13 protein-coding genes, 1 tRNA gene and 1 pseudogene are annotated in these 13984 nt (G+C 70.8%); 9 read left to right on the forward strand and 6 right to left on the reverse strand.

The genetic code is table 11. The annotated features are described in order from the left end of the window. Nucleotides 1–15 precede the first annotated feature (15 nt). Together LJ657_RS02970 and LJ657_RS02975 are read left to right on the forward strand one after the other, a co-directional pair. Nucleotides 16–1164: a DUF475 domain-containing protein gene (locus LJ657_RS02970; protein ID WP_232646588.1), complete on the forward strand. Its 1149-nt coding sequence runs from the start codon at nt 16–18 to the stop codon at nt 1162–1164. A 132-nt stretch (nt 1165–1296) separates the two neighbouring features. Continuing rightward, nucleotides 1297–2034, forward strand: coding sequence for a TerD family protein (locus LJ657_RS02975; protein ID WP_232646589.1), 738 nt, complete (start codon nt 1297–1299; stop codon nt 2032–2034). A gap of 108 nt (nt 2035–2142) precedes the next feature. Here LJ657_RS02975 and LJ657_RS02980 read toward each other — a convergent pair whose 3' ends face one another. Beyond that, complete coding sequence (locus tag LJ657_RS02980) at nt 2143–2928, reverse strand: TerD family protein (RefSeq protein WP_232646590.1); 786 nt, start codon at nt 2926–2928, stop codon at nt 2143–2145. Nucleotides 2929–3135: 207 nt separating this feature from the next. Here LJ657_RS02980 and LJ657_RS02985 point away from each other — a divergent pair, with 207 nt between their 5' ends. Genes LJ657_RS02985 through LJ657_RS02995 form a run of 3 tightly spaced genes read left to right on the forward strand, consistent with a single transcriptional unit; the run spans nt 3136 to nt 7767 of the window. After that, nucleotides 3136–4302, forward strand: coding sequence for an HpcH/HpaI aldolase/citrate lyase family protein (locus LJ657_RS02985; protein WP_232646591.1), 1167 nt, complete (start codon nt 3136–3138; stop codon nt 4300–4302). Between the two features lie 28 nt (nt 4303–4330). Further along, complete coding sequence (locus tag LJ657_RS02990; RefSeq protein ID WP_232646592.1) at nt 4331–6949, forward strand: phosphoribosyltransferase; 2619 nt, start codon at nt 4331–4333, stop codon at nt 6947–6949. Continuing rightward, a complete protein-coding gene (locus LJ657_RS02995; RefSeq protein WP_232646593.1) occupies nt 6949–7767 on the forward strand; it encodes an HAD family hydrolase in 819 nt (272 codons plus the stop codon). The genes LJ657_RS02990 and LJ657_RS02995 overlap by 1 nt, the downstream gene beginning before the upstream one ends. 86 nt (nt 7768–7853) lie before the next feature. Here the strand turns inward: LJ657_RS02995 and LJ657_RS03000 are convergent, their stop codons facing one another. From LJ657_RS03000 to LJ657_RS03010, 3 genes are all read right to left on the reverse strand, one after another. After that, on the reverse strand, nt 7854–8075 hold the full coding sequence (locus LJ657_RS03000) for an FmdB family zinc ribbon protein (RefSeq protein WP_232646594.1): 222 nt from the start codon (nt 8073–8075) through the stop codon (nt 7854–7856). Between the two features lie 247 nt (nt 8076–8322). Beyond that, entirely contained in the window at nt 8323–9696 is a 1374-nt protein-coding gene (locus LJ657_RS03005; RefSeq protein ID WP_232646595.1) for a coiled-coil domain-containing protein, read from the reverse strand. An 81-nt stretch (nt 9697–9777) separates the two neighbouring features. Next, entirely contained in the window at nt 9778–10560 is a 783-nt protein-coding gene (locus LJ657_RS03010; RefSeq protein ID WP_232646596.1) for a DUF4097 family beta strand repeat-containing protein, read from the reverse strand. A 173-nt stretch (nt 10561–10733) separates the two neighbouring features. Here LJ657_RS03010 and LJ657_RS03015 point away from each other — a divergent pair. Then, nucleotides 10734–10805 (forward strand) — tRNA-Val (locus tag LJ657_RS03015). A gap of 68 nt (nt 10806–10873) precedes the next feature. Here LJ657_RS03015 and LJ657_RS03020 read toward each other — a convergent pair. Then, complete coding sequence (locus LJ657_RS03020) at nt 10874–11200, reverse strand: DUF8825 domain-containing protein (RefSeq protein ID WP_232646597.1); 327 nt, start codon at nt 11198–11200, stop codon at nt 10874–10876. A 257-nt stretch (nt 11201–11457) separates the two neighbouring features. Here LJ657_RS03020 and LJ657_RS48865 point away from each other — a divergent pair. From LJ657_RS48865 to LJ657_RS03035, 3 genes and pseudogenes are all read left to right on the forward strand, one after another. After that, nucleotides 11458–11640: pseudogene (locus LJ657_RS48865) on the forward strand (EamA family transporter); the annotation flags it as partial. A gap of 362 nt (nt 11641–12002) precedes the next feature. Continuing rightward, nucleotides 12003–12554, forward strand: coding sequence for a DMT family transporter (locus LJ657_RS48870; protein WP_232646795.1), 552 nt, complete (start codon nt 12003–12005; stop codon nt 12552–12554). Next, nucleotides 12464–12988, forward strand: a complete 525-nt coding sequence (locus tag LJ657_RS03035) for a GNAT family N-acetyltransferase (RefSeq protein ID WP_232646598.1) — start codon at nt 12464–12466, stop codon at nt 12986–12988. The genes LJ657_RS48870 and LJ657_RS03035 overlap by 91 nt, the downstream gene beginning before the upstream one ends. A gap of 34 nt (nt 12989–13022) precedes the next feature. Here the strand turns inward: LJ657_RS03035 and LJ657_RS03040 are convergent, their stop codons facing one another. After that, nucleotides 13023–13925 carry a ketopantoate reductase family protein gene (locus LJ657_RS03040; protein ID WP_232646599.1) on the reverse strand — a complete coding sequence of 301 codons (903 nt, stop codon included), beginning with the start codon at nt 13923–13925 and terminating at the stop codon, nt 13023–13025. Between the last annotated feature and the right edge of the window lie 59 nt (nt 13926–13984).

Genomic DNA, 13984 nt, shown 5'->3' on the forward strand with positions numbered 1-13984 from the left:
CGGATTGGGTAGCCAGTGCTTCTGAAAACCTTCGGCTGGTCGTTCGCGATTACCGCGGTCGGCCTGGCCGTCGCCGTCCTCTACGGGGGGTGGGAGGCCCTCGGCATCGTGGCGATCCTCTCCATCCTCGAGATCTCGCTGTCGTTCGACAACGCTGTGGTCAACGCCGGAATCCTGAAGAAGATGAACGCCTTCTGGCAGAAGATCTTCCTCACCGTCGGCGTCCTCATCGCGGTCTTCGGCATGCGGCTGGTCTTCCCGGTCGTCATCGTCGCGATCAGCGCCAAGATGGGCCCCATCCAGGCCGTCGACCTCGCCCTCAACAACAAGGACCGCTACCAGCAGCTGGTCACCGACGCCCACCCGTCGATCGCCGCCTTCGGTGGCATGTTCCTGCTGATGATCTTCCTCGACTTCATCTTCGAGGACCGGGACATCCAGTGGCTGCGCTGGATCGAGCGCCCGCTGGCCAAGCTCGGCAAGGTCGACATGCTGTCGGTCTGCATCGCCCTGGTCGTCCTGCTGATCACCTCGTTCACCTTCGCCACCCACGCCCACCAGCACGGCGGCGCGCACGTCGACAAGGCGCAGACGGTGCTGATCTCCGGCATCGCCGGTCTGATCACGTACATGGTCGTCGGCGGACTCTCCGGCTACTTCGAGGACAAGCTCGAGGAAGAGGAGGAGCGGGAGCACGAGGAGGAGGAAGAGGCCGCGCGCACCGGCAAGAAGCGCTCGCCGGTCGTCCTCGCGGGCCAGGCCGCGTTCTTCATGTTCCTCTACCTCGAGGTCCTCGACGCGTCCTTCTCCTTCGACGGTGTGATCGGCGCCTTCGCCATCACCAACGACATCGTGCTGATGGCGCTGGGCCTCGGTATCGGCGCCATGTACGTCCGTTCGCTGACCGTGTACCTGGTCCGCCAGGGCACTCTCGACGACTACGTCTACCTGGAGCACGGCGCGCACTACGCGATCGGCGCGCTGGCCGTGATCCTCATGGTCACCATCCAGTACCAGATCAACGAGGTCATCACCGGCCTCGTCGGTGTCGTCCTGATCGCCTGGTCCTTCTGGTCCTCGGTGCGCCGCAACAAGGCGCTCGCGGCAGCCGAGGGAAAAGCGGCGGGCTCGGACGAGAAGGCTGAGATCCCGTCCGGGGTGTGAGGCGCGCCCGGCCTGGGATATGACACAGGCTCCGAGGGAACGCTCTGTGCGGGGCGGCCGGTCTCCGGCCGCCCCGCCGGTTTTTCAAGTGGAGCCGGGTCCGGCAGGACCCGGGTGAATCTGGGGGCGGGAATGGGCTTCTTCGACGGACTCCGGCGTGGACGCGCGGACGACTTCGACTCGGGCAGCGCGGCCACCAACTCCATCGAGCTGACCAAACGGCACCACCAGGTCTCCCTCACCAAGCAGGGGGCGGCCACCGGGCATCTGCGCGTCAACCTGAGCTGGCGGATGCGGACGTCCGACATCGGAGGCTCGCAGCGGGAGTCCCTGTTCCGTCACCCCTTCAAGGCGCTCAAGCCCGCGGAGGTCATGGGGCACGGCCAGAGCATGGTCAACGTCGACCTCGACCTGGCGTGCCTGTACGAGCTCCAGGACGGCACGAAGGGCGTGGTGCAGCCGCTCGGCAACTACCTCGGGGACGTCAATGCGCCGCCGTACGTCAAGCTCAGCGGCGACGACCGGTTCGGGTCGGCGTCCGGCGAGACGATGTACGTCAACCTCGACCACCGGGACGAGATCAAGCGGCTGCTGGTCTTCGTGTACATCTACGACCAGACGCCGGCGTTCGACCGTACGCACGCGATCGTCACGCTGTATCCGAGCAACGGGCCCCGGATCGAGATCCACCTCGACGAGCGGCATCCGCAGGCCCGGTCGTGTGCGGTGGTGATGATCGAGAACGTGAAGGGGGAGCTGGTGGTGCGGCGTGAGGTGAAGTTCGTCTACGGGTTTCAGGCGGAGTTGGATCGGTTGTACGGGTGGGGGTTGCAGTGGGGGCGGGGCTACAAGTCCGCGGTGGAGCGCTGACGCTGGTTCTCGGCCGGTGCCCGGAGAGCTCGGGTGGCCCTGTTCGTCGGCGGCTGCGGGTTTGCTGTGGCTTGTCGCGCAGCTCCCCCCGCCCCTTGGGGGCGCTCCTTAGCGCCCGATGAACTGCGGCCCCTGCGGCGGGAGCCGGAAGTCCGGGTTCGGGGCCGGGACCGTCACCGGAGGCGGGTAGCCGTAGCCGGTGGAGGCTGCTGCGGGCTGGGGGTAGCCGTAGGCGGGCTGGGTGGTGGGGGGCTGCTGGGGGTAGCCGTAGATCGGCTGGGTGGGGACGGCGGTGGGCTGCTCCGGGGGGAGGGGCTGGGAGATCTCGGGGGCGGGTTCCACAGTGGCCTCCGACTCGTCCACCGAGATGCCGAACTCCGTGGCCAGGCCCTTCAAGCCGTCCGAGTAGCCCTCGCCCAGCGCGCGGAACTTCCAGGCCTTGTCACGGCGGTACAACTCGCCGCAGATCAGGGCGGTCTCCTGGCCCGTCTCGGGCTTGATGTCGAAGAGGATCAGCGGCTCGTCGGCCGCGCTCGCCGCGTCGTACAGCAGGATGCGCAGACCCTGTACGCGGTCGAAGGTGACGTCGTCCGCCGAAGCGACCAGAAGAATCCGGCTGACGTCGGCCTCGACTCCGGCCAGGTCTGTCTGGATCGTGTCGGTGAGGCCGTCGGCGACCCGCTTCTTGCCGAGCCACCTGGCCTTCCCGGACGGATGCCGGGGCTGGTTGTAGAAGACGAAGTCCTCGTCGGAGCGCACACGACCGTCCGGGCCGAGGAGCAGCGCAGAGGCGTCGACGTCCGGGACCCCCTGCCCGGGCGTCCAGCGCAGCACGGCGCGCACCGTGGCGGCCTCGAGCGGGACGTTCGACCCCTTCAGCATCGCGTGCGTCATGCGGTCATCCTGCCCTCTCGGTCCTGATCACGACAACGCGGGGTGGGAGACCCGCGACCGTGTCGACGGCTTGTGGAATCGCCGTCGACATGGCCGAGTTACCAGAAATTCATGCCCCACGGGAACCTTTGGCACGACTCTCTACGTACTATTACCGGCCACCTGTCATCGAATCCACAGCCTTACCTGGCGTCACGGGGGAGTTCTATGCGTCATTTCGGGCACATCGCCCCGGAGGTGCGGCAGCGCCTCTTCCATCAGGAGCCGTGCGAGTTCGGCACGGACTCCCCGGCCCGGGTGCTCTCCGCGGCCCTGGGCGCCACGCTCTACAGTCCGGCCACGAGACCGCGGCTCGCCGACGACGTCGTCAAGCAGGCCGGACTGGGTGTGGTCTCGATGGTGCTGTGCCTGGAGGACTCGATCGACGACGCGGACGTGGTGGCGGGGGAGGAGAACCTCGTCCGCCAGTTCGCCGAGCTGGACGGGCGGCACGCAGCCGAGCTCCCGCTGCTGTTCGTCCGGGTCCGTACGCCCGAGCAGATCCCCGATCTCGTTCAGCGGCTCGGGGCGAGCGTCCGGCTGCTGTCGGGGTTCGTGATGCCCAAGTTCACCGAGGAGCGCGGGATCCCCTTCCTGGAGGCCCTGGCGAGCGCCGAGGCCGCGAGCGGGCACCGGCTGTTCGCCATGCCGGTGCTGGAGTCGCCCGAGCTGCTCTACCGCGAGTCGCGGGTGGAGACCCTGGAGGGCATCGCCCGCGCCGTCGACAAGTACCGCGACCGCGTGCTCGCGCTGCGCCTGGGCGTGACCGACTTCTGCTCCTCGTACGGTCTGCGCCGGGCCCCCGACATGACGGCGTACGACGTCCATGTCGTCGCCTCCGTGATCTCCGACGTGGTGAACCTGCTGGGGCGGGCCGACGGCACCGGGTTCACGGTGACCGGGCCGGTGTGGGAGTACTTCCGGGTCCCGGAGCGCATGTTCAAGCCGATGCTGCGGACCAGCCCCTTCCTCGAAGGGCAGGCCGTCGAGCTGCGCGAGAAACTGATTGAGCACGCCATGGACGGGCTGCTGCGGGAGATCTCCCTGGACCAGGCCAACGGCCTGCTGGGCAAGACCTGCATCCACCCCTCCCACGTACTGCCCGTGCACGCGCTGTCCGTGGTCAGTCACGAAGAGTTCGGCGACGCCGCGGACATCCTGCGGCCCGAGCGGGGCGGCGGGGGTGTACTGAGGTCGGCGTACACCAACAAGATGAACGAGGTGAAGCCGCACCGCGCATGGGCCGAGCGGACCATGCTGCGGGCCGAGGTGTTCGGCGTCGCCCGCGAGGACGTCAGCTTCGTGGACCTGCTCGCCGCGGGCATTCCCGGCTGAGCCGCACTGTCTAGCCATCAAGGGGCAAGTGATCAACGCAGTGAACAACCCGGTCTGGTCCGGCACCTGGGTCGCCGAGCGGCTCGGTGTCGAACTCGTGGGCGACGACAAGCTGACCGGCCTGCTGGGACTGGCTCTGCGCCGCAATCCCAAGCGGGCGCATCTACTGGTCTCCAACGTGCTGGGCAAGCACGTGCCGCAGTCGCCGTCCGTGGTGTACGAGTACGGGTTCGCACTCGGCCGCCGGGTGCGGGAGCTCCTGGGTGACGAGGAGGCCGCCCGGGCGGTCGTGCTCGGCTACGCGGAGACGGCGACGGGGCTCGGCCACTCGGTCGCCGACGGTGTGGGGCTCGCCCCGTACCTGCACTCCACGCGTCGTCCGGTCGCCTCCGTCGCCCCGGCAGGCGGCTTCGAGGAGTCGCACTCGCATGCCACGTCCCACCTGTTGCTGCCGGAGGATCCCGCGCTGCTGGTGGGGGACGGGCCGCTGGTGCTGGTCGACGACGAGTTCTCCACGGGCAATACGGTGCTGAACACCATCCGGGACCTTCACGCGCGGTATCCGCGGCGGCGGTACGTCGTCGTGGCCCTGGTCGACATGCGGTCGGCGGCGGATCTGGGGCGGCTGGAGGGTTTTGCGCGGGAGATCGGTGCGGCGGTCGACCTCGTCGCGGCCGCTTCCGGGACGGTGCGGTTGCCTCACGGCGTGTTGGAGAGGGGGCAGGAGCTGGTGGCGCGGTACGAGGCGGAGAGTGCCGCGGCGGGTGGTTCGTCGGCTGCGGGTTCGTCGTGGCCGGTCGCGCAGTTCCCCGAGCCCCCGAACAAGGGCGGTGCCGTTGAAGCCGACTTGGGCAGCACCCCCCCAGGGGCGCGGGGAACTGCGCGACCAGCCCCACACGACCTGCACCCGGAAGACAATCGCACCCGGCAGACGCGACCCGAAAACGGCCACGTCACCCGCGTCGAACTGTTCTGGCCCCGCGGCCTCCCCGACGGGGGGCGTCACGGCTTCACGCCAAGCCACCGCACCCGCCTCGAAAACGCCCTGCCCGCGATGGCAGCCCGCCTCGCAGAGGCACTCCCCACCAACGCGCACCGCGTACTCGTCCTCGGCTTCGAGGAGCTGATGTACACCCCCCTCAGGCTCGCCCGCGAGCTGGAGCAGCTCGCCGACGCCGAGGTGCGGTACTCCACGACCACCCGCTCACCCGTCCTCGCGGTCGACGACCCCGGTTACGCGATACGCAGCCGCATCGTCTTCCCCGCCCACGACGACCCGGCCGACGGCCCCGGTCAGCGCTACGCCTACAACGTCGCCGGCGGCGGCTTCGACGCGGTGGTCGCCGTGGTCGACTCGGCCGCCGACACCCCCGAACTGCACGCACCGGACGGCCTGTTGGCCCAGCTGGCCGCCCATGCCCCGCATGTTCTGCTGGCGGTCGTGCCCTCCTACGTGCCAGAGCCCCTGTACGTTCCCGAAAGGCCCGCCATGCTGCCCGAGCCCCTCCGCGGCCCCGCCTTCTCCTCGTATCCGCCCGAGGAGGTCGGCTGGCTGCTGCAGGACCTCTCGGACGTGACGCTGGAGGCGCCGACCGAGGAGCGGGAGGAGGCCATCCAGAGCGGCGGCGCGCACTACGCGGAGTCGCTGCCGGTGGAGTACCAGCCGAGCGAGCAGTACCAGGAGCTGTTCCACGCGGCGCTCGGTGAGTCCGCGGCGCGTCTCGCCCTGGCGGTCGGCGCGGTGACGGAGATCGTGCTGGCCGAGCGGTCGCCGCGGCCGGTGCTGGTGTCGCTGGCCCGCGCGGGCACTCCGGTCGGCGTGCTCATGCGCCGCTGGGCGCAGTACCGGCACGGCCTCGACCTGCCGCACTACGCCGTCTCGATCGTCCGCGGCCGCGGCATCGACGCCAACGCGCTGCGCTGGCTGGCCGCCCACCACGACCCTTCCGACGTCGTCTTCGTGGACGGCTGGACCGGCAAGGGCGCCATCACCCGCGAACTCGCCGACGCCATCAAGGAGTTCGAGGCGTCCGACGGCATCACCGGCTTCGACCCGGAGATCGCGGTGCTGGCCGACCCGGGCTCCTGCGTGCGGACGTACGGCACCCGGGAGGACTTCCTCATACCCTCGGCCTGCCTCAACTCGACCGTCTCGGGCCTGATCTCACGGACCGTGCTGCGCGCGGACCTGGTCGGCCCGCACGACTTCCACGGCGCCAAGTTCTACCGCGAACTCGCCGGCACGGATGTCTCGGTGGACTTCCTGGACGCCGTCGCCGCCCGCTTCCCGGAGGTCGCGGACGCCGTCACCACACAGGTCAAGGAGCTGCTGTCCGGCGACCGCGAGCCGACCTGGGAGGGCTGGGCGGCCGTAGAGCGCATCAGCGAGGAGTACGGCATCCACGACGTGAACCTGGTCAAGCCCGGCGTCGGCGAGACCACGCGCGTGCTGCTGCGCCGGGTGCCGTGGAAGATCCTGGCGCGGGCCGGAGCGGGCGCCGACCTGGACCACGTACGACTGCTCGCCGAGCAGAGAGGAGTACCGGTGGAAGAGGTGGCCGAACTGCCGTACACCTGTGTGGGATTGATCCACCCCAAGTACACGCGGGGCGCCACGGGCGCCGACGGCAAGGCGGTGGCGCTCTGATGCCGGTGCTGGTGGCGAGCGACCTCGACCGTACGCTCATCTACTCCTCCGCGGCCCTCGCGCTGACCATGCCGGACGCACGGGCGCCCCGGCTGCTCTGTGTCGAGGTGCACGAGAGCAGACCGCTCTCCTTCATGACGGAAACCGCGGCCGGCCTGCTGACCGACCTGGGCGACGCGGCGGTCTTCGTACCGACGACGACCCGGACACGCAAGCAGTACCAGCGCATCAACCTGCCGGGCCCCGCGCCGAAGTACGCGATCTGCGCCAACGGCGGCCATCTGATGGTGGACGGCGTCTCCGACCTCGACTGGCACGCGCAGGTGACGGCACTGCTGGCCGAGCAGTGCGCTCCGCTGGACGAGGTGCGGGAGCATCTGCTGGCCACGGCGGACCCGGAGTGGGTGCGCAAGCACCGGGTCGCCGAGGACCTCTTCGCCTATCTCGTCGTCGAGCGGGAGCTGCTGCCCGAGGAGTGGGTCAAGGAGCTCGCGGTGTGGGCGGAGAACCGCGGCTGGACGGTGTCGCTGCAGGGCCGCAAGATCTACGCCGTCCCGAAGCCGCTGACCAAGAGCGCCGCGATGCACGAGGTCGCCCGGCGCACGGGCGCGGATCTGACGCTGGCCGCGGGCGACTCGCTCCTGGACGCCGACCTCCTGCTCGCCGCCGACCGCAGCTGGCGCCCGGGCCACGGCGAGTTGGCCGACGCCGAGTGGACGGCACCGACGATCACGGCGCTCCCGGAGCGGGGCGTGCTGGCAGGCGAGCGAATCCTCCGGGAGTTCCTGAAGGCGACGCGAGCAGGAGCGCCGCTCTAGAGGCGCGGGGCTGTATCAGTTTGCGGCTCCGCCGCGTGGGCGCGAACAACCCCCATGCACCCGCGGACAACCACGCACCGGCCCACCTAGCCGCAACACCCTCCACCACAACACCCGCCCCCGCCGCCACCGCCCCGCGGTGCCGCGGCAGGGGCGGACGCGGTCCCGCCCACCGCCACCGTCGACAAGAGCTTCACCGTGTCCCCATGCCCGGCAGGGCACATCGCCGGATCGGAGGACTGAGCCATCGGCCGGCTCAGCTCAAACGTGTCGCCGCAAGTCCTGCAGCGGTACTCATAACGAGGCATGCGACCAGGTTAGCGGCGGTGCGGAGCAACGAGTGTGACCCAAGTCATGGGGCCGGTTTCCGGGCGTGACCGGGACAGCGCCACGACATGGCCGGCCGGCTGCACAGCCACGCCGCCCGGCAAGCGGCAGGCGATGCCGCTGAAGGGCATAACCCGGTGTCACAGCGGCGCCGCCCGCCGACGCCAGCCGGCTGCCCGTCGTACGGCGGCGGGGCGAGCTGGTGCATACCCGCGCTCCGGCGGCGGCTCAATGGCCGCCCCCGCGCTCCTCCCGGATCTGCGAGACCACCCGGGCCACCGTCTCGCGCACCGCCTCCGTCTCCGTGAGGAAGTGCCAGTAGTCGGGGTTGCGGCCCTCCAGGGAGGCGATCGCGCGCTCCAGCCGGGCCACCGAGTCGTCCAGCGGGCGGGCGTGACGCGGATCCGGCGTCGTCCGGCCCGTCATCGCCAGCCGCTGGGCGTCCCGGATCGCGAACCGCGTGCGGTCGATCTCCTGCTGAGGGTCCTTCTGCACGGCGTTCAGCCGCTGCAGCCGGTCCCGGGCCGCCGAGACGGACTCATCCGTCGTGTTCAGCAGCGCCCGGACCGTCGACAGCAGCGAGGTCGCGTCCGGCCAGCGCTGGGCATCCCGCGCGGCCTGCGCCTCCTTCAGCTTCAGCTCGGCCTGGCGCACGTTCTCAGCGGCCTGCTCCGGTACGTGCTGCAGGTCCTGCCAGCAGGCCGCCACGAACCGCCGCCGCAGCTCGCTCAGTACCGGATCGACCTGCCCGGCACGGGTAGTGAGCGCCTGCGCGCGCGTGCGCAGCGACACGAGGCGGTGGTCGATCTCGGCCGCCTTCTCGGGCAGCCGCCCGGCCTCCACCCGGATCGCCTCGGCCTCCCGTGCCACCCGCTCGGCCCGCTCCAGGGTCTGCGGCACCCCGTGCTGCCCCGCACCCTGGTTGAGCTTGGTCAGCTCGGGACCGAGGGCGGCGAGCCGGGCGGCGAGATCGTCCGCCCTGAGCTTCGTCTCCCGGACGGCATCCAGCGCGTTCGAAGCGGCGAGCAGCCCCTGCCTCGCCCGCTCCACCGCCGGGGCCAGCCGGGCCAGTTGGGTCTCCGCCTTGCCGAGCAGCGGCCCGAGGCTGTCACCGAAACGATCCAGCTCCCGCTTGACGTTCGCCAGATCGTCCTTGGCCTTGGTCAGCTCGGTACGCGCGTGGGCCGCGGCCGACGCCTCCAGATCGTCCCGGTCGAGGTCGTGCGCGTCGACGGCCTCGATATAGCGATGGCTGGCCTCGTCGATCCGCCGCCCCAGCGCCTCGAAGTCGGACACGGCCCGCCGGGCGGCAGGAGTGCCGTCGACGGCCGTGATCGTCTCGATCGAGATCCGCAGATCGCGCTGCGCCGTGTCCAGCTCGTAGAACGCGGCGGCCGCGGCGTCCTTCGCGGCCTGCGCCTCGGCCCGCTGGCTCTCGGCCCGCCCGCCGAACCAGCGCCGGGTGCCCCCGCCCGCGAACGCGGCGGGCAGCGCGAGAGCGGCGACGAGGGGCAGGGCGACGAGGGTGAAGACATCCCTCATCGCCTGACGGTGTGCACCCGGCACCGACGGCGAGTACGGCTTCGAAGGTGTCGCCGTCACATCCCTCTCCCGTGCTGTCATCCGTCCTGGCCGGTGCCTCGTTTCATTCTCCCACCGGTTAAGGACGAACACACGGGCCGGTTAGTTCGCGGTCCCGACGGTGACTTTGCCGTCACCGCTGCGCGCGGACACCACATGCGAGCTGGAGTCCGACCGGGGCACGGACACATGCACCGAGCCGTCCCCGGTCGTGGCGGTCACCCGGTACGTCGCCTTGGGCAGCGCGATGGTGACCGAGCCGTCGTCACTGCGGGAGTCCACCAGGTCCGGCACGGCACCGAGTTCGAGATCCACGGAACCGTCACCCGACTCGGCGCGCACCCGCCGCGAGGAGACGGCGGCCCGCACGGACCCGTCGCCGGTGTGCAGCTCCAGCGGCCCGCTGGAGTCCGTGACATGCACCGACCCGTCCCTCGTACGAATACTCAGCGCGTCCTTGAACCCCCGCGCCCGCACGCTCCCGTCCCCGTCCTCGACCTTCACGGTGACCCCGCGCGGCACCTCGATCCGGTGCTTGGCCGAGCAGTCGGCGACGACACCGAAGCACTTCATCCGCAGCGTCAGCCGGTCGTCCGCCATCGTCCAGCTCACCTTCGGGCCCTTCCCGATGGCGACACGTCCCTGGAACCACCGCGTGACCTCGACCTTCCCCGCCGGATTCCCGTCCACGGCGACGATCTCCAGCGCCGAGTCGTCGGAGTCGACGGTGAGCGTGTGCCCCGTCAACGCGAACGACCGGTGATCGGGATCCTTGTCGTCCCCCGCGGAAGCCCCGCAGCCGGCGACACCCCCGACGAGAACCACGACGACCCCGACGGCGAGGACGGCGCGTGCGACGATGGGACGGGTACGGACGCGGGCCATGACGATCTCCCCCTGGACGGATGATGAAGGTGCTTCGACCGTACGGAGCGGGAGGCCACGGGGGGATCCGGGCCGCTCCCGGATGCAGGGTGGGGCTAACCCCCGCACGGGCCGGCCACGGATACGGGTTTGCGGGGCACTGCCTCGGGCAAGGTAGGCTGTCGACTCGTCTCGGGTGCGTAGCTCAGGGGTAGAGCGCCTGCCTTACAAGCAGGATGTCGGCGGTTCGAAACCGTCCGCGCCCACACAGGAAGAAGACCCCGGCCGATCATGGCCGGGGTCTTCTTGTGCCGGGTGGTTCCATGCCTTCGTTTCATGCCTCGTGTGCGTGCTTCAGGCTGGTGCGGGCGGCCACTCGGTCTCCGGTTGTGATCTCCGCCCAGAAGCGGTGGGTGCTGACGAACACGGCGAGTTCGTGCTCGCGTTGACGGAGCTTCTCCACCTCGGCCTGTTCGTCGGCCGTCCAGCCCGGGGAGGCGGGGCGCTCCACCTTGCGCCAGCCGCCCGTGTCGCTGAAGCCGTCCAGCGGCTGGACCGACCAGGGCAGCCGCTTGAGCAGGGCCGACAGCTCCGCCCGGACCTGATGCAGCTCCTCCTGACCGGCGAGGAGGTCACTCGGAAAGTCGTAGGTCGTAGCCACGATGCAATGCTACGCCTGTTCGAATTTGGGATGCGAGTTCCTTCCCGGGGTTCATGCGGACGGGTGGTGCCGGGCACATACCATCGCGGGGTGAACGCCTGATAGCACGTCGTTCTGCCGCCGCTCTGCGCCTGACCGGGCGCGGACACTGATGGTTTGATTCCCGGCCCCGGCGCCCGCAGGGCGGTCAGGGGCTTGTGTCGTGCGCCCGTTTCGGATCGATTCCCAGACGCATTCGACGACGGAGGATCACGGCTGTGCCGAACCGCACGACCCCTCTGACTCCCGCGCGCCCGGCCACTCCCGGCCGGCGCCCGTCCCGTACCGGTCTCCTCGGCGGCCCCGCCCCCATCCTCATCTCAGCCGTTCTGTGGGGGACGAGCGGGACCGCCGGTTCCCTGGCGCCCACCGGTGCACCGGCGGCGGCCATCGGCTGCGCCGGTCCCACCGTGGGCGGCATCCTCCTGTTCCTCACCTCGCGCGGCGCCGCCTCGCTGCCCGCCGCCTGCACGCGCGCCGAGCGCTGGCTGCTCGTCCTCGGCGCTCCGGCGGTGGCCGGCTATCCGGTGGCCTTCTATCCGGCGGTGGCCCGGACCGGGGTGGCGGTGGCCACGGTGATCGCGTTGGGCAGCGCACCGGTCTTCGCCGGGCTGCTGTCCTGGATCACCGGAGTGGCCCGCCCGACCGCCCGCTGGACCAGTGCCACGGCGGCGGCCGTGCTGGGCTGCACCCTTCTGGTGCCGGGTCGCGAAATCACCGGACGTGCCGCGCCGACGGACCTGACGGGCGTCGTGCTCGCCGTATGCGCCGGGCTGTCGTACGCCGCCTACTCGTTGATCTGCGGCAGGCTCATCAGCCGTGGGCATCCGTCCGACGCGGTGATGGGGGTGCTGTTCGGCACGGCCGGGGTTCTGGTGCTGCCGCTTCTCCTCTCCGTGGACATCCGCTGGTCGCCACCGGCCGCGGTGCGGCGGTGGCGGTGTATCTCGCCCTGTTCACGGTCTTCCTGGCCTACCGGCTCTTCGGGTACGGGCTGCGCCACACCCCGGCGTCGGTGGCCACGTCGCTCACCCTTGCAGAGCCCGCAGTTGCGGCGGTCCTGGGCGTCACCGTCCTCGGCCAACGCCTGCCGACCGTCTCCTGGTGCGGACTTGCCGTCCTTGGTCCGGGGCTGGTCCTGTTGACCGCCCCGGGCCGCCCCGGACGGGTAGCCGCACCGGTGAAGCCGCGGCGTTGTCAGACCCGGCTCCTATGGTTGGCGGCATGGACTTCGCGGACATGGAGAAGGTGCGGCTGGAGCCCTGGAGCGAGGGTGACTTGTGGCTGTTGCGGCGGGCCAACAGCCCCGAGATGACGGTGCACTTGGGCGGCCCCGAGAGTGAGGAGAAGCTCGCCGACCGGCATCGGCGGTATCTGGAGGTGACGCCCGGCCAGATGTACCGGGTCGTGCTGGCGGGCAGCGGGGAGACCGTGGGCTCGGCCGGGTTCTGGGACCGTGAGTGGCGGGGCGGCACGGTGTGGGAGGCGGGGTGGGGTGTGCTGCCCGAGTTCCAGGGGCGGGGGCTGGCCGTGCGGGCGGCGCGGGCCGTTGCGGAGGCCGCGCGGGACACCGGCGCGCACCGGTATCTGCACGCCTTTCCGAAGGAGAGCAACGGCCCGTCGAACTCGGTCTGCCGACGGGCCGGGTTCACCCTGCTCGGGCGGGTCGACCTGGAGTACCCGAAGGGGCACCCGATCACGTCCAACGACTGGCGGGTGGACCTGCACTCCATACGGCAGCCCCCCTGACGGGACCCGTTCCGCCCTCCCTTGCCGCACGGCGTCAGTGCCCGGCGGCCGCCAACTCCCGGACCACCCGCGCCGTCACCGGCACGCTCACCCCGTGCCGCTCGGCCGCGCGCAGCAACGCCCCGCCGATCGCGTCCAGTTCGAGCGGGCGGCCCGCCTCCGCGTCGCGCTGCATCGAGGACTTCGTCCGCGGTGGGAAGGCGTCGTACCGGGCAAGTGCCTGGGCCGGATCCGCCGGGCCTCCGCTCGCGCGGCTGACCGCGGCCGTCTCCTCCACCAGGGCCGTCAGCTCGTCGCGATGCCCGGTGCGTACGTCACCCAGGGGAAGGCCGTACCTGGTGGTGAGGAGAGCGAACGGCGCCAGGAACGACATCTTCGCCCAGAGGGCGGCCGTCTCGTCGTCGAGCACGCGGGTTGCCGGACCTGCGGTGTCGAGCGCGCGGGCGAGGGAGTCGAGCCGGTCGCGGTCCACTCCCTCGCCGGTCAGGTCGATCTCGGCGAAGGGGCTGCCGTGCTCGATCGCTCCCGCCGCGACCCGGGTCGACTCGGCGCGGATGACGGCAGGGGCGACCAGGCCGGGACGGTAGCGGGCGCGCAGGGCTGCCGGGTGTTCGACGCCGTTCAGGAACGGCACGAGGAGGGCGTCGCCGAGGGCCGTGGGCGGGACGCGGTCGAGGGCGGCGTCCAGGGAGGTGTGCTTGACCGCGACCAGGCACGCGTCGACCGGTTCCCGTAGCGCGGTGTCCGCGTCGACACGGGCCCTGAAGTCGCCGAACAGGCCGCTGCGGACGTGGATTCCGTCCGTGCGCAGGGTCGCGGCGGTGGTCTCGCCCGCCAGGCAGATCACGCGGTGGCCGGCGCGGGACAGGAGCCCCGCGAGGAGGCCGCCGATGCCGCCCGGGCCCAGGACGGCCACCGTGAGTGCGTCGTTCGCCATGACTCTTTTGTCCTTCCGTCGGTCGGCCCCGTGGTGGTGGCCGCCTCGCGAAGGATCAT

The organism is Streptomyces guryensis, from assembly GCF_021261325.1.
GTDB lineage: Bacteria > Actinomycetota > Actinomycetes > Streptomycetales > Streptomycetaceae > Streptomyces > Streptomyces guryensis.

Excerpts from the sequence above, each read along its gene's own strand:
- LJ657_RS02985 (WP_232646591.1), top strand. The coding sequence starts at position 3,136 with ATGCGTCATTTCGGGCACATCGCCCCGGAGGTGCGGCAGCGCCTCTTC.
- LJ657_RS02980 (WP_232646590.1), bottom strand. The coding sequence starts at position 2,928 with ATGACGCACGCGATGCTGAAGGGGTCGAACGTCCCGCTCGAGGCCGCC.
- LJ657_RS48870 (WP_232646795.1), top strand. The coding sequence starts at position 12,003 with ATGCGCCGGGCTGTCGTACGCCGCCTACTCGTTGATCTGCGGCAGGCT.
- LJ657_RS02975 (WP_232646589.1), top strand. The coding sequence starts at position 1,297 with ATGGGCTTCTTCGACGGACTCCGGCGTGGACGCGCGGACGACTTCGAC.
- LJ657_RS03000 (WP_232646594.1), bottom strand. The coding sequence starts at position 8,075 with ATGCCTCGTTATGAGTACCGCTGCAGGACTTGCGGCGACACGTTTGAG.
- LJ657_RS03040 (WP_232646599.1), bottom strand. The coding sequence starts at position 13,925 with ATGGCGAACGACGCACTCACGGTGGCCGTCCTGGGCCCGGGCGGCATC.
- LJ657_RS03035 (WP_232646598.1), top strand. The coding sequence starts at position 12,464 with ATGGACTTCGCGGACATGGAGAAGGTGCGGCTGGAGCCCTGGAGCGAG.
- LJ657_RS02995 (WP_232646593.1), top strand. The coding sequence starts at position 6,949 with ATGCCGGTGCTGGTGGCGAGCGACCTCGACCGTACGCTCATCTACTCC.
- LJ657_RS03010 (WP_232646596.1), bottom strand. The coding sequence starts at position 10,560 with ATGGCCCGCGTCCGTACCCGTCCCATCGTCGCACGCGCCGTCCTCGCC.